Annotated in this window: 22 protein-coding genes and 1 tRNA gene; 14 read left to right on the top strand and 9 right to left on the bottom strand. The window is 61.0% G+C overall.

Annotated features, from left to right (window positions below; translation table 11 throughout):
* Positions 1-9: 9 nt before the first annotated feature.
* From NKK51_RS00660 to NKK51_RS00650, 3 genes are all read right to left on the bottom strand, one after another.
* Positions 10-1197: a porin gene (locus tag NKK51_RS00660; RefSeq protein WP_352550627.1), complete on the bottom strand. Its 1188-nt coding sequence runs from the start codon at positions 1195-1197 to the stop codon at positions 10-12.
* Between the two features lie 123 nt (positions 1198-1320).
* Complete coding sequence (locus tag NKK51_RS00655) at positions 1321-1563, bottom strand: GIY-YIG nuclease family protein (RefSeq protein WP_023812851.1); 243 nt, start codon at positions 1561-1563, stop codon at positions 1321-1323.
* A 230-nt stretch (positions 1564-1793) separates the two neighbouring features.
* Positions 1794-1884: transfer RNA gene (locus tag NKK51_RS00650), tRNA-Ser, on the bottom strand.
* 451 nt (positions 1885-2335) lie between these two features.
* Here NKK51_RS00650 and NKK51_RS00645 point away from each other — a divergent pair.
* Entirely contained in the window at positions 2336-3511 is a 1176-nt protein-coding gene (locus NKK51_RS00645) for a porin (RefSeq protein ID WP_352550625.1), read from the top strand.
* Between the two features lie 236 nt (positions 3512-3747).
* Positions 3748-4842 (top strand): tyrosine-type recombinase/integrase, encoded by a 1095-nt coding sequence (locus NKK51_RS00640; protein WP_352550623.1) that lies wholly within the window; start codon positions 3748-3750, stop codon positions 4840-4842.
* Positions 4843-4899: 57 nt separating this feature from the next.
* On the opposite strand, the gene NKK51_RS00635 is transcribed toward NKK51_RS00640, so the two are convergent.
* Complete coding sequence (locus NKK51_RS00635) at positions 4900-5802, bottom strand: alpha/beta fold hydrolase (protein WP_352550621.1); 903 nt, start codon at positions 5800-5802, stop codon at positions 4900-4902.
* Positions 5803-5906: 104 nt separating this feature from the next.
* On the bottom strand, positions 5907-7958 hold the full coding sequence (locus tag NKK51_RS00630; RefSeq protein ID WP_352550620.1) for a lytic transglycosylase domain-containing protein: 2052 nt from the start codon (positions 7956-7958) through the stop codon (positions 5907-5909).
* A gap of 348 nt (positions 7959-8306) precedes the next feature.
* On the opposite strand from NKK51_RS00630, the gene dapA reads away from it, so the two are divergent.
* The 3 genes from dapA to NKK51_RS00615 are packed head-to-tail and all read left to right on the top strand — an operon-like array spanning position 8307 to position 10416.
* Complete coding sequence (dapA, locus tag NKK51_RS00625) at positions 8307-9188, top strand: 4-hydroxy-tetrahydrodipicolinate synthase (protein WP_352441273.1); 882 nt, start codon at positions 8307-8309, stop codon at positions 9186-9188.
* 25 nt (positions 9189-9213) lie between these two features.
* Positions 9214-9693 carry an SsrA-binding protein SmpB gene (smpB, locus tag NKK51_RS00620; RefSeq protein WP_013532594.1) on the top strand — a complete coding sequence of 160 codons (480 nt, stop codon included), beginning with the start codon at positions 9214-9216 and terminating at the stop codon, positions 9691-9693.
* A 15-nt stretch (positions 9694-9708) separates the two neighbouring features.
* A complete protein-coding gene (locus NKK51_RS00615) occupies positions 9709-10416 on the top strand; it encodes a glycoside hydrolase family 25 protein (RefSeq protein WP_352550618.1) in 708 nt (235 codons plus the stop codon).
* Between the two features lie 55 nt (positions 10417-10471).
* On the opposite strand, the gene NKK51_RS00610 is transcribed toward NKK51_RS00615, so the two are convergent.
* The 4 genes from NKK51_RS00610 to NKK51_RS00595 are packed head-to-tail and all read right to left on the bottom strand — an operon-like array spanning position 10472 to position 12386.
* Entirely contained in the window at positions 10472-10777 is a 306-nt protein-coding gene (locus NKK51_RS00610; protein WP_023812859.1) for an addiction module antidote protein, read from the bottom strand.
* Positions 10768-11094 (bottom strand): type II toxin-antitoxin system RelE/ParE family toxin, encoded by a 327-nt coding sequence (locus tag NKK51_RS00605; protein WP_352441272.1) that lies wholly within the window; start codon positions 11092-11094, stop codon positions 10768-10770. Before NKK51_RS00605 ends, NKK51_RS00610 begins: the two co-directional genes overlap by 10 nt.
* A 42-nt stretch (positions 11095-11136) precedes the next feature.
* Positions 11137-11793, bottom strand: coding sequence for a uracil-DNA glycosylase (locus tag NKK51_RS00600; RefSeq protein ID WP_352550617.1), 657 nt, complete (start codon positions 11791-11793; stop codon positions 11137-11139).
* Between the two features lie 11 nt (positions 11794-11804).
* Positions 11805-12386, bottom strand: coding sequence for a LabA-like NYN domain-containing protein (locus NKK51_RS00595; RefSeq protein ID WP_023812862.1), 582 nt, complete (start codon positions 12384-12386; stop codon positions 11805-11807).
* Positions 12387-12710: 324 nt separating this feature from the next.
* On the opposite strand from NKK51_RS00595, the gene rpoZ reads away from it, so the two are divergent.
* The 9 genes from rpoZ to era all read left to right on the top strand — a co-directional run bounded on the left by rpoZ (position 12711) and on the right by era (position 20318).
* A complete protein-coding gene (rpoZ, locus tag NKK51_RS00590; protein ID WP_023812863.1) occupies positions 12711-13112 on the top strand; it encodes a DNA-directed RNA polymerase subunit omega in 402 nt (133 codons plus the stop codon).
* Positions 13113-13243: 131 nt separating this feature from the next.
* Complete coding sequence (locus NKK51_RS00585; protein WP_352441270.1) at positions 13244-15472, top strand: RelA/SpoT family protein; 2229 nt, start codon at positions 13244-13246, stop codon at positions 15470-15472.
* A 50-nt stretch (positions 15473-15522) separates the two neighbouring features.
* Positions 15523-16101 (top strand): orotate phosphoribosyltransferase, encoded by a 579-nt coding sequence (gene pyrE / locus NKK51_RS00580; RefSeq protein ID WP_128303034.1) that lies wholly within the window; start codon positions 15523-15525, stop codon positions 16099-16101.
* A gap of 50 nt (positions 16102-16151) precedes the next feature.
* A complete protein-coding gene (locus tag NKK51_RS00575; protein ID WP_128303035.1) occupies positions 16152-16553 on the top strand; it encodes a VOC family protein in 402 nt (133 codons plus the stop codon).
* A 255-nt stretch (positions 16554-16808) separates the two neighbouring features.
* On the top strand, positions 16809-17408 hold the full coding sequence (locus NKK51_RS00570) for a DUF2062 domain-containing protein (protein ID WP_027038036.1): 600 nt from the start codon (positions 16809-16811) through the stop codon (positions 17406-17408).
* On the top strand, positions 17405-17818 hold the full coding sequence (gene acpS, locus NKK51_RS00565; protein ID WP_128303037.1) for a holo-ACP synthase: 414 nt from the start codon (positions 17405-17407) through the stop codon (positions 17816-17818). The genes NKK51_RS00570 and acpS overlap by 4 nt, the downstream gene beginning before the upstream one ends.
* 78 nt (positions 17819-17896) lie before the next feature.
* A complete protein-coding gene (gene lepB / locus NKK51_RS00560) occupies positions 17897-18646 on the top strand; it encodes a signal peptidase I (protein ID WP_013532585.1) in 750 nt (249 codons plus the stop codon).
* Positions 18646-19398, top strand: coding sequence for a ribonuclease III (gene rnc, locus NKK51_RS00555; RefSeq protein ID WP_128303083.1), 753 nt, complete (start codon positions 18646-18648; stop codon positions 19396-19398). The genes lepB and rnc overlap by 1 nt, the downstream gene beginning before the upstream one ends.
* Positions 19395-20318, top strand: coding sequence for a GTPase Era (era, locus tag NKK51_RS00550; RefSeq protein WP_023812871.1), 924 nt, complete (start codon positions 19395-19397; stop codon positions 20316-20318). Before rnc ends, era begins: the two co-directional genes overlap by 4 nt.
* The last annotated feature ends 3 nt before the right edge of the window (positions 20319-20321 follow it).

Genomic DNA, 20321 nt, shown 5'->3' with positions numbered 1-20321 from the left:
CTCGGGCCGTTAGAACGAGCGCTGGAAGCGGAGGAGGCCGCCGACGCTGTTCTTCTTGTCGGCCGGAGTCCAGGCGACGTTATCCGTGCTGCCCTCATCGAACTTGCCGGCGTGAAGATAGTCAACTTCGGCCGTGACGGTGAAGCCGGGGACGATGTCATAGGCAACGTTCGCTGCGACGCCGACGTTCTTCCAGTCATCAGCAGACGCCTGAAGGTTGAACGAGGTCTTCTCGTTGAACTTGTAGGTGCCACCGCCCCAAACTGCCCAGTTGCCGCCCCACTGCTTGTAGAAGCCTCGACCGCCCGCGGGCTGATCGTAGGTCGGGTCGTTGAGGTTATCGTCGGTGCCATAGCCACCAATGATGAACAACGACAACTCGTTGGAAACGTTCACATCCAAGCGAACCTTGCCAGCGACTTCTTCGTAGTTGCTGTCATACGCAACGACACCGGTGATCGCGCCCCAGCCCTGGGTCCACTTCACGCCGCCGACGACATGGGGAACATAGCTGTCGATCGTGCCAACGCCATACTTGCCGTTGCCGAGATCGTCGACAGAGCCAGCGCCCGAGCCTTCTTCGAGCGAGAGCACGGCCGAGAAACCATTGCCTGCGTCGAAATAGTACTGGACGACGTTGGTGTCGAAGTCGCCGTAGGGAACCAGCGTATCCTGGATGACGTTGCCGGCGTAGCCGATGAACGTATCGAAGGCCGATTCGTCTTTACCGACGCGCAGACCGCCGAGTTGGATCCAGGCGAAGTTCAGCGATACGTCCTTGTTGTGCGCATCGTTCGGGCCAAAGTCGGGATCACCGTTGCTGTTGCCGAAATTGAAGCGGGTCTCGGTGTAGGTCTTCAAGGTACCGAGCTCGGTCTCCTGGCCGGTCCAGGTTTTGAGCGTGAAGCGGGTGTTCTTGTACCAGGCTCCCTGGTTCTTGCCGTCCTGCACGTCGTTGCTGCGAGCACCATCGAACGAGCCGACGTCGCCGGCGCCGATGTCATAACGGACATAGCCGCCGATGCGCAGGCAGGTTTCGGTGCCGGGGATGTAGAAGTAGCCAGCGCCGTAGACGTCGCAGATCTTGACGTATTCAGCGGGTTCCGGCTCGACGACGACGACGGCGTCGGCGGCGCGCGCACCGGAAACTGCGATCAGGGCCGCAGCGGAGCCGAGGAGAAGGCTCTTGATGTTCATTTTCTGACCTCCAGTCAGAATCGAACGAAACAGCGGAACCGGCAAACCGCTTTTATGCGTTAAGTGATTGAGGCTCCAGGGTTTTTCGAAAATATACTGGATTTTCCGCCGTCGCGCGAACAATCACCAAAGACGTTTGCTGGCGAAAGCGTGTCCGGAGCCGGATTTGAGATAACGTTCGAACGAGGTCGCCTTGGCTCGATTCGAGAAGGCGATATAGGTGACGATCCGCCATGGCATGAACTTGGATGTATGGCTGGATTTTCCGGCGTTATGTTCGGCAAGTCGGCGCTTCAGGTCTGAAGTCACGCCGATGTAGCGCTCACCTTCCGTAGCCTTGCTTTCCAGCAGGTATACGTACCACACGAGCCACCCCCTTAACCAAGCGAGTATCCTGGCTCGGGGAAGGCGGCCCGCCAACCCCTGCTTTTGCTGGGATCGCACAGAGGTCTGGACTTGTCCTGCGAAGCGCACAGTGCAAGCAGAAAACCTTGTTTTGCTAGGGTTTTAGCCCTCCTTCGCCGAGGCTTCGGAGGGCATCCTGCTTCGCGCAGAGGTCTGGACTTGTCCTGCGAAGCTCGAAGAGCGAAGCAGGATGGCGGAGAGGATGGGATTCGAACCCACGAGAAGCTTTTGACCTCTACTCCCTTAGCAGGGGAGCGCCTTCGACCACTCGGCCACCTCTCCGTTGCGCCGGTGGATAAAGAAAAGCGCCGGCACAATCAACAAGCCCGCATCATTATATGCAAAAATAAGAAGGCGCCGAACCGCGACCTTCCATGGATGTGGCGGTTCTGCGGTTGTTTCCTGGCTAGCGACTCGGGAGCTTGCCATGATTCCGACGGCCCTTCGCCGGATTCGGCGGCAAACAAGGGGGTGCGGCGGGCCTGATGGTTAACGAGAGCTTTCTGAGTGAGGCCAAATCGTGTCATTTGTGCAACAACGCCAGGGGATAGCATCCGAACAGCCCTTTCGCCGGTACGATCGTGGTTGAACGCCGCCGGCTCATGGGTAATGTCGATTTCGAAGGAGCGGCGCGGTGCGCATCTTTTTCGGTAGTGGGGATGGGGCAGGGAACGCTGTCCTTCAGCAAAGAATACCCAGACCCGTTTTTTAACTTTTGACTGGAGGTCAGAAAATGAACATCAAGAGCCTTCTCCTCGGCTCCGCTGCGGCCCTGATCGCAGTTTCCGGTGCGCGCGCCGCCGACGCCGTCGTCGTCGCCGAGCCGGAACCCGCTGAATACGTCAAGATTTGCGACGTCTATGGCGCTGGCTACTTCTACATCCCCGGCACCGAAACCTGCCTGCGCATCGGCGGCTATGTGCGTTACGACATCAGCGGTGGCGATGTCGGCTCGTTCGATGGTGCGAGGACCCTCGACGTGCAGGATGGCTCCGAGAACGATACCTGGCGCAAGAAGGCCCGCTTCACGCTGAAGACCTGGACCGGCCAGGAGACCGAGCTCGGTACCTTGAAGACCTACACCGAGACCCGCTGGAATTTCGGCAACCGCAACGACTATGCCACCAATGCCACCGACACTGACAATACTGCTGGCAACTCGGGCGTCTCGCTGAACTTCGCCTGGATTCAGCTCGGTGGCCTGCGCGTCGGTAAGGACGAATCGGCCTTCAACACGTTCATCGGCTACGCCGGCAACGTCATCCAGGATACGCTGGTTCCCTACGGCGATTTCGACACCAACGTCGTCCAGTACTACTTCGACGCGGGCAACGGCTTCTCCGCCGTTCTCTCGCTCGAAGAAGGCGCGGGCGGCGGCACAGATGGCTTCTACGGCAAGGGCACGATCGACAGCTACGTTCCGCACGTCGTCGGTGGTGTGAAGTGGACACAGGGCTGGGGCGCGATCACCGGTGTCGTTGCGTATGACAGCAACTACGAAGAAGTCGCTGGCAAAGTTCGCTTGGATGTGAACGTTTCCAATGAGTTGTCGTTGTTCATCATTGGTGGCTATGGTACCGACGACAACCTCAACGACCCGACCTATACCCTTGCGGCTGGCGGTCGCGGCTTCTACAAGCAGTGGGGCGGCAACTGGGCAGTTTGGGGCGGTGGCACCTACAAGTTCAACGAGAAGACCTCGTTCAACGCCCAGATTTCGTATGATGACTGGAAGAATCTCGGCATCGCTGCGAATATCGCCTATGACGTTGTCCCGGGCTTCACCGTGACGGCCGAAGTTGACTACCTCAACGCAGGCAATTTCGATGAGGCCGACTTCTCCAACTGGACCAATGCCGACAAGAAGAGCAACATTGGCGGCATGCTCCGCTTCCAGCGCTCGTTCTAAGGGCTGGTTCCTTACAAATAAAATCCAGCCCGGGCGCACAACGCCCGGGCTGTTTTGTTTCGTGACTGGATCAAGGCAAACGGAAGGATGGGGGTAACGGTAGCTGAATAAATCCGTGGGGTGATTTCGTGGGATCTGCTGATGGGCGGATGAAATCACAACTGCGTGATTAAAATCTCTTGAAAGGACGCTTCCAAGCGGGTAGGGCTGACCTATCCCACTCGGGGGTGTGGCAAATGATGACGAACGAAGCGATTCAAGAGGGCGAGTCCTCTGATCATTTTTCGATGTTTTCTTCTCAAAGTCCGAAGATTCGATATACCTACAACAAGATTAGAGAAGTAAAGTCGCATCGGGTCGGAGATCTTTTTTCAGCGTATCGGGACATATTATGGGATGATGGGCGGCATAAGTATAATGTCAGCTCGTTCATCGGCGAAATAGACGAGATTCTCCTTGGGGAGCGTTTCAGCGCCTTTGACCAAAGTACCCTGGACAACCTTATCGGCACCTTGCGCCAGCGCGGCAACAGCAACGCAACCATCAATCGAAAGATGGCTGCCCTGAGCAAACTGCTGCGCAAGGCTCACAAGATGGGAGATATCCACAGCCTGCCCGAGTTCCGCCGCCAGAAGGAGCGGGCGGGTCGGATTCGCTTCCTCGAAAGGGACGAAGAGGCGCGGCTGTTCGCCGCCATCAAGAGCCGCAGCGAGGATGCCTACAGGCTTTCCGTCTTCCTGGTCGACACCGGATGCCGTCTCGGCGAGGCGCTTGGGCTGATCTGGAACGATATCCAGGAGCATCGCGTCAGTTTCTGGATCACCAAATCCGGCCGCAGCCGCACCATCCCGATGACCGAGCGGGTCAAGGAGGTCATCAAGCTGCCTCCCACTGAGGGTCGCCGGCCCAAAGGACCGTTCACCAAGCTCAGCCAGGCACAGTTTCGTGCCATCTGGAACGACGCGAAGGCCGAAGTCGGTCTCGGCGCCGACGATCAGGTGGTGCCGCACATACTGCGCCATACCTGCGCCTCGCGTCTTGTCCAGGGCGGCATCGACATCCGGCGCGTGCAGATGTGGCTCGGCCATCAGACGTTGTCGATGACCATGCGCTACGCGCATCTGGCCACCAACGATCTCGATGGCTGTGTCATCGTGCTGGAAACGCCTCGATCGACTCAGCCGGGCGGCAATCGCGCTGAAGGCTCCATGTTTTCTTCGCCCGTGACGACGCCTTCGTCGCCGACGGCAGGGCGAAAAAAGAGGGATGAGGCAGCCGCCGCCGCAAAGGAGTCGCCGAAAGCGGCCCGGAAAAAGTCAAAAGCCAAGTAGGCTGGAATCCTGTCTATACTATTGTAGCTATCCCGTGACCTTGTTTGGTCATGGGATTTACTTCGGGATATTCTTCCGCTCGGCTTGGTCGAGAAAAGCGGCTATGTCCCCCGGCAGGCTGCCGGTCTCCAGGAATGGCGCATGGCCCTGGCCCTCGACAGTGATCGTCTCCATCATGGAATGGCGCTCTCTCATCTGGTTGAGCGTGTCCATGGACAGCAATCTCGAATTGGCACCACGTATGGCGAGCAACGGGATGGCGGCCAACGCCTCGAATTGAGGCCATAGATCAGGCAGCTTCTGCGTCAGATCGAGGCTCGCTACGGTATCCACCAGCTTCGGATCGAAATCCGGCACCAGCCCACCATCCGTTTCGCGGTAGAGAGCCCATACCATCCGATCCCAATCGGCGCCGGCAAGGGCGGGGAAGTCTTCGCCATGCACGCTGCGCTGGGCGGCCGCCGCCTGTGTGCGGGTTTTCGGTGCCGGGTCGCGCTCGAGATAAGACTGGATATGGGCAAGTCCGGCCGTCTCGATCACCGGTCCGATGTCGTTGAAAACAATGGCTTTCAGGATGGATGGCCGCATCATCCCGAGCACATGGATGATCAGCCCGCCGCGCGAGGTGCCGATGAAGGCCGCTTCTCCTCCGATGTTCAGCGCCCTCAGCCCGGCCAGGATGTCGCCAGCCTCCACGCCGACATTGTAATTTTTGACGTCGGGATCATAGGCTGACTGCCCGCGCCCACGGTAGTCGAAGGCGATGACCTTTCGCGGAGTTGCCGCATCCGTCGACAGATAGAGCGCCAGCTCGTGAAAATCCCTGGCATTGCGGGTCAGGCCAGGCAGGCAGACAACCGGCCAGGATCCGGTATTGGCCTCACCGTAGATGCGCGCATGAAGCTTCAGCTCATCCGGTGCGCTGAAGAAGAAGTCGGAGAAACTTTGCCCGCTTGCCATCGGAATGTTCAATCTCGCTGTACCGATCTGGACAGCTACAGGCGAGGGCAGAGATGGTCAAATGAAAGGCTCTTTTTCCTTCTCCCACGGGGGAAGGAAAAGCCTCAACTCCGCCCGTTCACCAGATCTCCCACGATGTCGTATTTGCCCGAAATACGCATCTTGTAGACCTCGTAATTCTCCATCACGCGCTGAACGTAACTTCTTGTTTCCGTGTAGGGAATTCGCTCGATCCAGTCGACGACCGCGTCGATGTCCTTGCCGCGCGGGTCGCCATATCTGGCCACCCACTGGCTGGCCCGGTTGGGGCCGGCATTGTAGCCGGCGAAGGTCAGCACGTAGGAGCCGTTGAAGCGGTCGAGCTGTTCGCCGAGGAAGGCCGAACCAAGCGTCGCGTTATAGCCGGCATCAGTGGTCAGCCGTGTTTGCGAAAACTGCAGCCCGGCCTTCTTCGCCAGTTGCCTTGCGGTTCCCGGCATCAGCTGCAACAGCCCGCGCGCGCCGGCGCTCGACACGGCGCCGATGTTGAATTCGCTTTCCTGGCGGGCGATCGCATAGGCCAGCGCCTTGCCCGAGCCGGAAATGTCAGCCGAATCGGGAATGACGCCGAGCGGATGCGACAATGCGCCGACATCGATGCCGCGTGCCCCGGCGATCTTGCCGATTTTCAGTGCCATGAAATGGTTGCCTTGCTTTTCGGCAAGGACAGCGAGCAGCGCCAGTTCGCCTGGACTGGTCAACTGCCCGGCAAGGTCACGATAGAGCGTCTCGGCATAGCGGTCGTAGCCCGCCTCCTGCAGCCGCTTGATGGCGCTGACGGCCTCGCGGCCGGCAAAATTCTGCCGGTCGGCTGCACTTGGCGAGGGATAGACGATGTTCAGCGCCTGCCGGCCCACGCGTTCGGCGGCAAGCTGGCCGTAGAATGTCGTGCCGTAGGCAGCGGCGCGCGCAAAATAGTCCTTGGCATTGCCCGGACCGCCGACTTCCGCGGCACGGCCGAGCCAGTAATAGGCGCGCGACAGCGTCATCGGCCCCTGGGCGAGGTCCGCGATGCGAGCGAAATGACTGGCCGCGGTTTTTGGGTCGTTCAGGCCGCGCAGCGCGTACCAGCCAGCATGGAATTCGGCGTCTGCCGCATTGGCGGCACTTTCGGCGGCGTGTGTGGCGACGATCTTGTACGCGGCCTTCATATCGCCCTGGTCGACCAATTCGCGCGACAGCACCCGGCGCTCGACCCACCAGGCATCCGGATCGACGAGAGCATCGCGATCGGTCGGCGCCTGCATCACAATGGCGGCGGCCCCGGCAAAATCCTCCTGCTTGCGCAGATATTCGGCCTGCGCGAAGAAGTAGCCGGCCGAACGTTGCGCCGCCGGCACGGCCTTCAGCAGTTTGGCGGCATTCTTGTCGCCTTTGTCGGCCGCCGCCCAGGCCTCGGCGAGCTGCTGGGCACCGGCCAGGCCGGCGACGCGCAAGGCGGAATTCGCGCGGTCGGCATAGAACATGCGCTCCATGCGAAAGCGGTGGTCGGTGGCCGGGATCAGGCTGCCGAATTCCTTGATCAGCGCCGCCTCGTCCCTGGCCTCCAGGATCGCGGTTCGCCAGAAGGGCGACAGCACCGAACGTGCCGCCTTGATATTGGCTGACGCCACATAGGCGCGGGCAAGAACCATCACGCCTTCGAACGTCTGCGGCTGGCTGCCATCGAACGCCCTGATAACGATGTCGGGGGCGGGATTTTCGCGATAGAGTGCGCGTTCGCTGTTTTTGCGTAGGACGACGGTGCCCGGCCAATTGGGCAGCATCTTGGCCGCAGCAGTGATATCGCCGCTCGGAATCTTGTCGCCGCCATAAAGCGCAATCGCCCAGGCAAGGATATGCTGGTCGAGCGACTGAGCGGGAAGGCCATCGCGCACACCACGAGCGCGGGGACTATCGCCCGCCGCCAACGCATCCAGCCCGCTTTTCAAGGGGGCGACGTCGGGCAAGGGCGGCTGTGGGGTCCTGCCCTGCAGGTCAGGCAGCGCAATTGCCGCGCCTGGCATCGGAATGGCTGAGGTGACCCGTACGTCCACGCTACCACTGATCGCCATGCCCGGCATCAGCGCGAGCGTGGCGCCAAGCAGCGCGAGAATGTGAGGCCGACCGCCCGGCATGATTCTTAAGTCTTTCCTTGTCTGGCATTCCACAAGCAGGCGAAGATGCCTCGAAGCCTAAACTTAGGTCGTGAAGAGCTCGTAAACAAAGAGTTAGCGAGGCCGTTCGAATTGCGTTTGCTGGCACCATGGCAATGCTTGCCGCGCAACCATGTCGAGACTATGGTGCGCCGCTTCGCTTTCGGCTAGAAGGCGCGCACGATAAACACCGATGCATGTCGCCCAAAAGTGGACACCGGTTTTGGGGCAACGGCATGCATGAACTAAAGATGCATGTCGCCCAAAAGTGGACACCAGTTTTGGGGCAACGGCATGCATGAACAAACAAGTCCCAAGGAGTTGGACGATATGCTGAGAGGCTCGCTTACTGCGCTCGTGACGCCGTTCGAAAAGAGCGGGCGTTTCGACGAGAAAGCCTTTCGCGCGTTCGTCGAATGGCAACTCGCGGAGGGCACGACGGGCCTGGTGCCGGTCGGCACCACCGGCGAGTCGCCGACGCTGTCGCATGACGAGCACCGCCAGGTCGTCAAGGTGTGTATCGAGGTGGCCAAGGGCCGCGTTCCGGTCGTCGCCGGCGCCGGCTCCAACAACACCGAGGAAGCGGTCGGCCTCGTGCAGTATGCCGAGAAGGCCGGTGCGGACGCTGCACTCGTTGTCACGCCCTATTACAACAGGCCGACACAACGCGGCCTGTACGAGCACTTCGCGGCGGTCGCCAGGGCGACCAAGCTGCCGATCATCATCTACAACATCCCGCCGCGCTCGGTCATCGACATGATGCCGGAGACGATGGGGCGGCTCGCGCACGACTTCAAGAACATTGTCGGCGTCAAGGATGCCACCGGCAAGGTCGAACGGGTCTCCGAGCAGCGCGCCACGTGCGGCATGGATTTTATCCAGCTTTCGGGCGAGGATGCTTCGGCGCTTGGTTTCAACGCGCATGGCGGCGTCGGCTGCATCTCGGTGACCTCGAATGTCGCGCCGCGGCTGTGCGCGGAATTTCAGGAGGCGACGCTGTCCGGCGACAGCGCCAAGGCACTGGAATTGCAAGATCGTCTGCTGCCGCTGCACAAGGCGATCTTTATCGAACCTGGCGTTTCCGGGGCGAAATATGCGCTGTCGAAGCTGGGCAAGGTCGAAAATGTGCTGCGTTCGCCGCTAATGACGGTCGAACAGTCGACCGCCGACAAGATCGATGCGGCGATGAAGCACGCCGGCTTGATTAATTAGGGATGAGGCGCCACCTCTCCGCATCATGAATCAAGTCAGAAAAGCCGATCCCAACAACAAGACCGTTTCGGAAAACCGCAAGGCGCGGTTTTCCTATGAGGTGCTCGACACGGTCGAGGCCGGTCTGGTGCTGACCGGCACCGAGGTCAAGTCGCTGCGCCAGGGCCAAGCCAACATCCAGGACAGCTATGCCTCGGTCGAAGGCGGCGAGATCTGGCTGATCAACTCTTATCTGCCGGAATATCTGCAGGCCAACCGCTTCAACCATGAGCCGCGCCGGCGCCGCAAGCTGCTGCTCAACAAGCGCGAGATGGCGAAACTGTCGCAGAGTGTCGACCGCGAAGGCATGACGCTGGTGCCGCTGAAAATCTATTTCAACGACCAGGGTCGCGCCAAGCTGTTGCTCGCCGTCGGCCGCGGCAAGAAACTGCACGACAAGCGCGAATCCGAGAAGCAGCGCGACTGGTCGCGCGAGAAGGGCCGGCTCTTAAAAGAGCGTGGGTAGGCTGGGGCCATTCGCTTGACGAACCGGATTGTTCTTTTCGGTCTAGCGAGCCTGGTCTCGGTGTGCCTCATCACGGCAGGCGGCTATCTCTACTTCCGCACATTCTCGCCGGATCGCGATAAATATCCGGTCAGGGGCATTGACGTCTCCCATCATCAGGGCCAGATCGATTGGCGGCGCGTAGCCGCCGACGATGTCGCCTTTGCCGTCATCAAGGCGACCGAAGGCGGCGATCATGTCGATGATGCTTTCGCACGGAATTTGGAAGAGGCCCGGGCCGCCGGTCTCGCCGTCGGTGCCTATCACTTTTTCACCTTTTGCCGGCCGGGTGCGGACCAGGCGAAGAATTTCATCTCGGTGGTGCCGCACGATCAGTCCCTGCTGCCACCCGTGGTCGATATCGAATTCGGCGGCAACTGCCCGCAGCGGCCGACGCCCGAACAATTGAACGCCGAACTGGCCGCGTTCCTCGCTCCAGTCGAGGCGGCGTTCGGCAAGCCGGCGGTGGTCTATCTGACCGACGACGCAGCGGAAGCGTATGCAGGGCGCATTGCTGCCCGTCCGCTCTGGCTCCGCTCATTGCTCCTGGAGCCGGATCGCGACGACTGGGTCTACTGGCAGTACCACAACAGGGGTCGCGTCGACGGCATCAACGGCGATGTCGACCTGAATGTGCTGCAGGGTGGGCCGAAGAAATTGGCCGAGCTGTTCGCTGCACCTTGATCAGACGAATTCCGCTGGCGAGATGGAGAACCAAATGTCGGCGCGCTGATCCGTGTTACGCAGCGTTCCGTCCTGCCTGCGCGCTCACGAAGGTCAGTTTCAGACCAAGCGCCTCGGCCACTTTCATGATCGTTGCGAATTCGGGATTCCCTTCGCCGCTCAGGGCCTTGTAGAGAGCCTGTCGCGTCATACCGGCTTTCTCGGCAAGTCTCGTCATGTTCTGCGCACGCGCAATGACGCCAAGCGCATGAGCAATCTCCGCTGCGGTGCCATCTTCGCACGTCGCTGCCAGATATGCTTCGATTGCCTCTGGAGTGTCGAGATATTCGGCCCCGTCAAAGGCTGTGACTTTCATTGCCATATTGCCTTGTCCTTCCATTCCTTGGCGAGTTTTTTTGCGGCTGCGATGTCTCTGCTTTGCGTTCCTTTGTCGCCACCGCAAAGGAGCAGCACGCACAAGTTGCCTGCTTGGAGGAAATAGATGCGATAGCCAGGACCATCGTCGATCCGCATTTCGCTTATGCCCTCGCCAACGGGCTTGACGTCTCCCGGATTGCCTACAGTCAGTCGGTCGATGCGCCGAACAATGCGGGCTTTTGCTTGCGCGTCGCGGAGGTCTTCGAGCCAGCGTTTGAATGTATCGGTTTCGAAACCTGCATCATGGTAACTGTAAACCATGGTTGACTATTGTCAAGGGGAGAAGCTGATTGCTTATCGTGCCTACTTGCCCAAGAACGCCGCTATCTGGCTGAAAACGCTGACGAACATTGCCTCGGTCAGCACGCCGGTATTGGTGTTGTAGCGTGAGCAGTGATAGCTCGAAAACAGCGTGACGCCACCGGCCGGCAGCTGCCCGCCATGCTTGAACGGGTAGGCGGCGACGCGCCCACCCAGTGCCCGCACGGTCGACTGGTGCGCGATCGATCCCAGTGCCAGCACGGCGCGCAAATTGGGGAACCGCGCGATCGTCGGCACCAGGAATGTCCGGCAGGTGGCAATCTCGGCGCCCACCGGCTTGTTCTCCGGCGGCACGCAGCGCACCGCGTTGGTGATCGCGGTGCCGACCAACTCCAATCCGTCGTCTGGCCGGGCCTTGAACTCTCCGCGCGCAAAACCGTGCGAAATCATCGTCGAGTAGAGCAGGTCGCCGGCATAGTCGCCGGTGAACGGGCGGCCCGTTCGATTGGCACCGCGAAGGCCAGGCGCCAGCCCGACGATCAGCAATTGAACCCCGGCGTCGCCCTCCGGCGGCAAAAAAGTCGGCACCGGCGCATTGAACCAGGACGGCTCGCGCTGCCGCCATTCGGCGATGAAGTCATGCAGCCGCGGGCAGAGCGGGCAATCGCGGCCGGGTTCGGAGGCGGAAAGGGCGGTCAAGGCGACTGGCCTCAGTAATCGTCCTCGTCGACTTCGGCCGGCTCGGGCCGCCGCACCGACCGCTCGGAGGGATCACGGCCGACCTCGTTCTTCAATGTCATCAGGTCGATGAAATGGTCGGCCTGGCGGCGCAGGTCGTCGGAGATCATCGGCGGCTGCGAGGCCATGGTCGAGACGATCGACACCTTGCGACCGCGCCGCTGCAACGCCTCGACCAGCGTGCGGAAGTCGCCGTCGCCGGAAAAGATGACGTAGTGGTCGACGACATCGGCGAGCTGCAGCGCATCGACCGCAAGCTCGATGTCCATATTGCCCTTGATCTTGCGGCGACCGGTCGAGTCGGTGAACTCCTTGGCCGGCTTGGTGACCACCTTGAAGCCATTATAGTCGAGCCAGTCGATCAACGGACGGATCGAGGAGTATTCCTGATCCTCGACCAGCGCCGTGTAATAATAGGCGCGCAACAGATAGCCGCGCTTCTGAAAGCTCGACAGGAGCTTGCGATAGTCGATGTCGAAGCCGAGTGCACGTGACGTCGCGTAAAGATTGGCGCCGTCGATGAATAGGGCGATTTTTTCACGAGGGTCGAACATGGAAAATATTCCTTCTCGAAATAAACGGCCGTCTAAACGAAATGCGATAGCGTTCGGTCAGGCTCATAATAAACCGGCTGACCTCCATGCCATCCGAGATAGCGCCAGTTTCGCGGCAATCCAAGGGTGCGTGCGGTACTGCAAGCAATTGTGATCGGGACACCGAACACATAACCACAGACAGGTTTTGCCAAATCGGGTGTTTGAACCAAGGTTTGGGCGCCATGCAGCCCGGCCATTGCCATGATGCTTGTATTTTGGCGGCGTTCGGGTTATGGACCGCGCCTGTTTTCCATCAAATCCATCGCATGAAAGGGGCAATCCATGGCCCGCGTAACCGTTGAAGATTGCATCGACAAGGTCGACAACCGCTTCGAGCTGGTGCTCTTGGCCGGCCACCGCGCCCGCCAGATCAGCCAGGGCGCGCCGATCACCGTGCCGCGTGACAACGACAAGAACCCGGTCGTGGCGCTGCGCGAGATCGCCGATGAGACGCTTTCGCCCGACGACCTCAAGGAAGATCTGATCCATTCGCTGCAGAAGCATGTCGAGGTCGACGAGCCCGAAGCCGACGGCGAGGCGATTGCCGATCAGACCGGCGCCGCCGTTGCGGCCACCGACGCCGATGACACCGAGGAGAACGTCACCTTCGACCGGATGACCGAGGAAGACCTCCTGGCCGGCATCGAGGGCCTGGTGCCGCCGGAAAAGAGCGACGACTACTAAGCCAGCCACGGTTGCGAAGGTCGCTGGAACAATCTTCCGCACTTCCGCATCGGCAGTTTCGTGGCTATCTATGACATGCGCCGTACAGCCGTGCGGCGCATGATTCATTTCACCGCTGCGAGATCCCGCCCATGATGCGTCAGTATGAGCTTGTCGAGCGCGTCCAGCGCTACAAGCCTGACGTCAACGAGGCGTTGCTCAACAAGGCCTATGTCTATGCCATGCAGAAGCATGGCCACCAGAAGCGCGCTTCCGGCGACCCGTATTTCTCGCACCCGCTCGAAGTCGCCGCCATCCTCACCGAGATGCATATGGACGAGGCGACGATCGCGGTCGCCCTGCTGCACGACACGATCGAGGACACGACCGCCACACGGGCCGAGATCGACGATCTGTTCGGCCCCGAAATGGGCAAGCTGGTCGAGGGCCTGACCAAGCTGAAGAAGCTCGATCTCGTCTCGAAGAAGGCCGAGCAGGCGGAAAACCTGAGAAAGCTTCTGCTGGCGATTTCGGAAGATGTCCGCGTGCTGCTGGTCAAGCTCGCCGACCGTTTGCACAATATGCGCACCCTCGACCATATGCCGGAGGCCAAGCGCCTGCGCATCGCCGAGGAGACGATGGATATCTACGCGCCGCTGGCCGGGCGCATGGGCATGCAAGGCATGCGCGAGGAACTGGAGGAGATCGCCTTCCGCTTCATCAATCCGGAAGCCTATCGCGCCGTCACCGCACGGCTTGCCGAAATCTTCGAGCGCAACAAGGGCGTGCTGACGGACATTGAAAAGGCTCTGTCCACGCTGTTCGAGAAGCATGCGATCAACGCCGGCGTGAAGAGCCGGCAGAAGAAGCCGTGGTCGGTGTTCCGCAAGATGGAGGCCAAGGCGCTGTCCTTCGAGCAGCTGTCCGACATCTTCGGCTTCCGCGTCGTCGTCGACACGGTCGAGGATTGCTATCGCGCGCTTGGCGCCATCCACACCGCGTGGTCGATGGTGCCGGGCCGCTTCAAGGACTACATCTCGACGCCGAAGCAGAACGATTATCGGTCGATCCACACCACCATCGTCGGCCCGTCGCGCCAGCGTGTCGAGCTGCAGATCCGCACCCGAGAGATGAACAAGATCGCCGAATACGGCGTCGCCGCGCATTCGATCTACAAGGACACAGGCGGCAAGACGAATGGCGCCGCCCACGCGATTTCAAAGGAAACCAACGCCTACGCCTGGCTGCGGCGCACCATCGAGCAGCTTGCCGAAGGCGACAATCCCGAGGATTTCCTCGAAAATACCAAGCTGGAACTGTTTCAGGACCAGGTGTTCTGCTTCACCCCGAAAGGCATGCTGATTGCGCTGCCGCGCGGCGCGACACCGATCGACTTCGCCTACGCGGTGCACACCGATGTCGGTGACACCTGCGTCGGTGCCAAGGTCAACGGCCGCATCATGCCGCTGATGACGGAGCTGAAGAACGGCGATGAGGTCGAGATCATCCGCTCCAAGGCACAGGTTCCGCCGGCGGCGTGGGAATCGGTCGTCGTCACCGGCAAGGCGCGCTCGGCCATCCGCCGTGCCACCAAGAATGCCATCCGCAAGCAATATTCGGGTCTCGGCATCCGCATCCTGGAACGCGCCTTCGAGCGTGCCGGCAAGACCTTCACCAAGGAGAGCCTGAAGCAGGTGCTGCACAGGCTGGCGCGCAAGGACATCGAGGATGTGCTGGCCTCCGTCGGGCGCGGCGAGCTCGCCTCCACCGACGTCATGAAGGCGGTATTCCCCGACTACAAGGATGAGCGCGTCACCACGGCCGTCCCCAAGCCGCGCGAGGAGGGCTGGTCGAAGATCCGCAATGCCGCCGGCATGCTGTTCCAGATTCCGGGTCGTGCCGCGCGCAAGGACAAGGACCAGCCACGCGATGGCGCCGTGCCGATCCGCGGCGTGCGCGGCGATCTGCCGGTGCGCTTCGCGCCGGAAGGGGCGGTGCCTGGCGATCGCATCGTCGGCATCGTCCAGCCGGGCACCGGCATCACCATCTATCCGATCCAGTCGCCGGCGCTGCAGGCGTTCGACGATCAGCCCGAACGCTGGATCGACGTGCGCTGGGACATCGACGAGCGCACCAAGGAACGCTTTCCGGCGCGCGTATCGGTCACCGCCATCAACGCGCCGGGGTCACTCGCCGATATAGCGCAGGTGATTGCCTCGAACGACGCGAACATCCATACGCTGTCGATGGTGCGCACTGCTCCCGACTTCACCGAAATGCTGATCGATCTCGAAGTCTGGGATCTCAAGCACCTCAACCGGCTGCTGTCGCAGCTGAAGGACAATTCGAGCGTCAGCGACGCAAGACGCGTCAATGGCTAGACCATGCTCCGGTTTCGGACAAAGTCATGGTCAATCAAAAAGAGGCAGACATGAACACCGATGAAGTGCTGGGCATTTTCCGCGAGGCGGGTGCTGTTCTGGAAGGGCATTTCATTTTGACCTCGGGCCTGCGCAGTCCGGTCTTCCTGCAGAAGGCGCGCGTGTTCATGCATGCCGACAAGACCGAGCTTCTGTGCAAGGCGTTGGCCGAGAAGATCCGCGCTGGCGTGCCAGGCAAGATCGACTATGTCGTAGGCCCGGCGATCGGAGGGCTGATCCCGGCCTATGAGACCTCGCGTCATCTCCGCGTGCCGGCGATCTGGGTCGAGCGGGAAGGCGGCGAGTTCCGCCTGCGCCGCTTCGAGATCGCCAAGGGTTCGCGTGTCGTCATCGTCGAGGACATCGTCACCACCGGCCTGTCGATCCGCGAGACCATCGAGTGCCTGCGCGATCTTGGCGCCGAGGTGGCGGCCGCGGCCTGCATCATCGACCGTTCGGCCGGCAAGACCGATGTCGGTGTGCCGCTCATCGCGCTTGCCGAGTATGAGGTCCCGGCCTATCCGGTCGACCGGCTGCCGCCGGAGCTTGCCGCCATCCCGGCGATCAAGCCCGGCAGCCGCAACATCTGACGGGGCATTTTTTTCGCCCAACAGTGTGCGGCGGTTTTGGGGAAAGCGACATGCGTGAAGACAGATTGGAAATGATCGCCGGCATCGATCATTTCGTGCTGACGGTCGCTTCGCTGGAAGCGACCTGTGAGTTTTACCAGCGCGTGCTGGGTTTTGAGCGCATCGACGCGGCGGATCGGCCGACGGCGCTGGCTTTCGGTACCCATAAGATCAATGTGCATGACGTCGGCCGCACTTTCGAGCCCAAGGCGAAGTCGCCGACATCAGGATCAGGTGATTTCTGCCTGATCACCGACCGGCCACTGGATGAGGTCCGTGCCCGCCTCGCGGCCAATGGTGTGGCGGTGGAACTCGGCCCGGTCGAACGTGTCGGGGCTAGAGGTCCTATGATGTCGGTCTATTTCCGTGACCCAGACGGCAATCTGGTCGAGGTCAGCGAATACCTGCGGTAGCCGCCGGCGGCGATGCGCCTTTCGGCGATGCGACTGCCGGTTCCCTAAATTCGCCGCGATTATCCAATGTTCGAAGCAAGACCTGCCGCCCCGAAGGGCGGCGACAAGCGCGGCGCATAGAAGGTGTTTGGTTGTTCTTGCGCCAGCGCGTCGTTATATAAGGTGGCGATTGCCATAGGGTGATAGTCAAGCGCAAGATGTGGCTGCCACGCCCGGCTGAAGATGCCGTTGCGGGCGCTGTGGAACGGGAACAGAGTGCTTTTTCGACGCCGCAAGCCTGATGGCCTTTATGAGCGGGTGCGTACCTACCTTTGGCCGCGCCGCTCGTTTTCGCGCTCGCTTCAGTATTTTTCCAAGCGCATCCTGCGGCTGAAGGCCACACCGCATGCGGTTGCGGCCGGTGTTGCGGCCGGTGTCTTCGCTTCATTCTTTCCCGTCGGTTTCCATTTCATCATCGCTGCCATCCTGTGCTGGGTGATCGCCGGCAATCTGGTGGCGGCGGCGCTTGGCGCGGTCTTTTTCGGCAACCCGCTAACCTTCCCGTTGCTATGGGGCGCGTCGTGGGAAACGGGCAAGCTCATCCTGCATGACCGCTTGCCGACGCATGGGCCGCCGGCACATCTGGGCGAGATGCTGCATAACCTCTCCTTCGCGCAATTGTGGAAACCGGTCCTTGAACCGATGCTGATCGGCGCGGTTCCGCTCGGGCTCGCCTTCGGGCTACTGTTCTACGCCATCACGCGCTGGGGGATGAACGCTTTCCGCGAACAGCGGCGCAAGCGTCTGGCCGAGCGTGCAAGCCGGCATGCGCAATCGTCCCATCCAGGCGCAAGCATCGGTTCCACTGCGCGATGATCATCGGCATCGGCAGCGACCTGATCGACATCAGACGCATCGAAAAGTCGCTGGAGCGTCACGGCCAGCGCTTCATCCAGAGAATCTACACCGAGATCGAACAGGCCCGCTCCGAAAACCGGCAGGCGCGTGCTGCCTCCTATGCCAAGCGTTTCGCTGCCAAGGAGGCCTGCGCCAAGGCGCTGGGCACCGGTCTGGCGCAGGGCGTGTTCTGGCGCGACATGGGTGTCGTCAACCTGCCCAGTGGCGCGCCGACCATGGCGCTGACCGGAGGAGCGCAGGCCAGGCTGGACAAAATCCTGCCAAAAGACCATCGCGCGGCAATCCACCTCACCATCACGGATGATTTCCCGCTCGCTCAAGCCTTTGTGATCATCGAGGCGCTGCCCGTCGAAGAAGCGCCACATTGATTGCCTCTGACGACCGGCATTGACGTTGCCCAGCGCGCGCCGAGACTCTATACCATCCAACGCACAATCGAGGACGACATGAGCGTGGCTGAAAAATCCGAGAAGAAATCCGGCGGGCTTGGCGAGACCGTCAGCGTCATAGTCCAGGCGCTTTTGCTCGCCCTGGTCATCCGCACGCTGCTGTTCCAGCCTTTTTCGATCCCGTCGGGATCGATGCGGCCGACGCTTTTGGAAGGCGACTATCTGTTCGTCACCAAATGGTCCTATGGCTATTCGCGCTACTCGCTGCCTTTCGGACCCGATATTTTTTCAGGCCGCATCTGGGGCTCCGAGCCGAAGCGCGGCGACGTAGCGGTTTTCAAGTTCCCGCCTGATCCGTCCGTCGACTACATCAAGCGCGTTGTCGGCCTGCCGGGTGACAAGATCCAGGTCAAGGACGGCCAGCTGTTCATCAACGGCGTCGGCGTGCCCCGCGTGAAAACAGGCCAGATCGACAATCCCGACATCACCGAAGAATCGCGACCGATCGATGTGTATCGTGAGACCTTGCCCAACGGCGTCAGCTACGACACGCTCGACCTGAATTCGAACTCGATCGGCGACAACACCCGCGAATTCGACGTGCCGCCCGGCCACTATTTCATGATGGGCGACAACCGGGACAATTCCGCCGACAGCCGTTTCACCGTCGGCTACGTTCCCGCGGAAAATCTGGTTGGCCGCGCCAATCTTGTTTTCTTCTCGATCGCCGGCAAGGCGAGCCCTCTCGAAATCTGGAAATGGCCGTCGCTGATGCGCGCTTCGCGCCTGTTCCACTTCGTCAATTGATGGCTTTGAAGCGTCCGACAGGCGAAACTCTGGCCGGTTTGGTGAAGGCCAAGACCGGCCACGTCTTCAAGGATGTCCGTTTGCTCGAGACCGCCCTGACGCATTCCAGCGCGGTCAAGGCGGCCACCAACAACCAACGTCTTGAATTTCTTGGCGACCGCGTGCTCGGGCTTGTCGTCGCCGATATGCTTTTCGAGAAATTTCCCGATGCGCCGGAAGGTGAAATCGCGCCGCGCTTCAATGCGCTGGTCGATGCGCGGACATGCTCGGAAATCGGCATCGAAATGCAGCTCGAAGATCTGGTCCGCGCCGATTCTGCCTTGAAGATGCGGTCGCGTGGCTCGGGCGGAAACTATCTGGCGGATGCGGTAGAAGCCCTGATCGCGGCGGTTTACGTCGACGGTGGCATCGAGGCCGCGCGGCGGTTCGTCCTGCGCTACTGGGAACCGCGCTCGCATACGGTGATCGCAAAACCGCTCAATCCGAAATCCGATCTGCAGGAATGGATTGCCAAGGCCAGCGATGCGCGTCCCGAATATGTGATCGAGAAACGCGAAGGCCCGGACCACCAGCCCGTCTTCACCGTGTCCTTGCAGGTCCGCGGCTTTGCGCCGATAAGCGGTACTGGCGGCTCCCGCAGGGTTGCCGAAGAAGCGGCGGCTTCGGCATTTCTTTTGCGCGAAGGCGTCTGGGCCACCACGTCGGCCCAAAAATCGGAGCGCGCGCGCTCAAGTGAAGGGAGTGCGGCATGACCGCCACCGAAGAGCCGGCGACCGCAGCCGCCACGCATTCCGGTTTTGTCGCGCTGATCGGCGCGCCCAACGCCGGCAAGTCGACGCTGGTCAACCAATTGGTCGGCGCCAAGGTGTCGATCGTCACCCACAAGGTGCAGACGACCCGCGCCATCGTGCGCGGCATCGCCACGCATGACAATGCGCAGATCGTTTTTGTCGACACGCCCGGCATCTTCAAGCCGAAGCGGAGGCTCGACACGGCGATGGTGACCACCGCCTGGGGCGGGGCCAAGGACGCCGATATCGTGCTGCTTTTGATCGACGCCGAACGCGGCATCAGGGGCGACGCCGACGCCATCCTCGAACGGCTGAAGGATGTGCGCCAGCCGATGGTGCTGATCCTCAACAAGGTCGACCGCGTCAAGCACGAAGCGCTGCTGGCTCTGTCGGCGGCAGCGAACGAAAGGGTGCCGTTCAAACGCACCTTCATGGTTTCGGCGCTGACCGGTTCCGGCTGCAAGGACGTTCTCGATTATCTGGCCGAGGCTCTGCCGGTTGGCCCGTGGTATTATCCGGAAGACCAGATCTCGGACCTGCCGATGCGCCAGCTCGCGGCCGAGATCACGCGCGAGAAGCTTTATCTCAGGCTGCATCAGGAATTGCCCTATTCCTCGCATATCGAGACCGAGAAATGGGAAGAGAAGCCGGATGGTTCGGTGCGCATCGACCAGACCATCTATGTCGAACGCGACAGCCAGAAGAAGATCGTGCTCGGCCACAAGGGCGAGACCATCCGCGCCATCGGCCAGGCGGCGCGCATGGAGATAGCAGGCATCCTCGAACAGAAGGTGCACCTGTTCCTGTTCGTCAAGGTGCGCGAGAACTGGGGCGATGATCCCGAGCGCTATCGCGAGATGGGGCTCGAGTTTCCGCGCTAGGAT

Origin of the sequence: Mesorhizobium sp. M0011 (assembly GCF_040324155.1) — a bacterium.
Classification (GTDB): domain Bacteria; phylum Pseudomonadota; class Alphaproteobacteria; order Rhizobiales; family Rhizobiaceae; genus Mesorhizobium.
The sequence above is the reverse complement of the archived record's forward strand: the minus strand, read 5'-3'. Positions and strand labels throughout refer to the sequence as shown.

Bases quoted from the DNA above. Each gene is read 5' to 3' on its own strand.
- NKK51_RS00605 (WP_352441272.1), bottom strand. From the start codon at position 11,094: ATGGTTTACAGTTACCATGATGCAGGTTTCGAAACCGATACATTCAAA.
- NKK51_RS00575 (WP_128303035.1), top strand. From the start codon at position 16,152: ATGCGTGAAGACAGATTGGAAATGATCGCCGGCATCGATCATTTCGTG.
- NKK51_RS00595 (WP_023812862.1), bottom strand. From the start codon at position 12,386: ATGTTCGACCCTCGTGAAAAAATCGCCCTATTCATCGACGGCGCCAAT.
- lepB (WP_013532585.1), top strand. From the start codon at position 17,897: ATGAGCGTGGCTGAAAAATCCGAGAAGAAATCCGGCGGGCTTGGCGAG.
- pyrE (WP_128303034.1), top strand. From the start codon at position 15,523: ATGAACACCGATGAAGTGCTGGGCATTTTCCGCGAGGCGGGTGCTGTT.
- NKK51_RS00645 (WP_352550625.1), top strand. From the start codon at position 2,336: ATGAACATCAAGAGCCTTCTCCTCGGCTCCGCTGCGGCCCTGATCGCA.
- rpoZ (WP_023812863.1), top strand. From the start codon at position 12,711: ATGGCCCGCGTAACCGTTGAAGATTGCATCGACAAGGTCGACAACCGC.
- NKK51_RS00640 (WP_352550623.1), top strand. From the start codon at position 3,748: ATGATGACGAACGAAGCGATTCAAGAGGGCGAGTCCTCTGATCATTTT.
- NKK51_RS00630 (WP_352550620.1), bottom strand. From the start codon at position 7,958: ATGCCGGGCGGTCGGCCTCACATTCTCGCGCTGCTTGGCGCCACGCTC.
- acpS (WP_128303037.1), top strand. From the start codon at position 17,405: ATGATCATCGGCATCGGCAGCGACCTGATCGACATCAGACGCATCGAA.
- NKK51_RS00660 (WP_352550627.1), bottom strand. From the start codon at position 1,197: ATGAACATCAAGAGCCTTCTCCTCGGCTCCGCTGCGGCCCTGATCGCA.
- dapA (WP_352441273.1), top strand. From the start codon at position 8,307: ATGCTGAGAGGCTCGCTTACTGCGCTCGTGACGCCGTTCGAAAAGAGC.
- NKK51_RS00635 (WP_352550621.1), bottom strand. From the start codon at position 5,802: ATGGCAAGCGGGCAAAGTTTCTCCGACTTCTTCTTCAGCGCACCGGAT.
- era (WP_023812871.1), top strand. From the start codon at position 19,395: ATGACCGCCACCGAAGAGCCGGCGACCGCAGCCGCCACGCATTCCGGT.
- smpB (WP_013532594.1), top strand. From the start codon at position 9,214: ATGAATCAAGTCAGAAAAGCCGATCCCAACAACAAGACCGTTTCGGAA.
- rnc (WP_128303083.1), top strand. From the start codon at position 18,646: ATGGCTTTGAAGCGTCCGACAGGCGAAACTCTGGCCGGTTTGGTGAAG.
- NKK51_RS00610 (WP_023812859.1), bottom strand. From the start codon at position 10,777: ATGGCAATGAAAGTCACAGCCTTTGACGGGGCCGAATATCTCGACACT.
- NKK51_RS00585 (WP_352441270.1), top strand. From the start codon at position 13,244: ATGATGCGTCAGTATGAGCTTGTCGAGCGCGTCCAGCGCTACAAGCCT.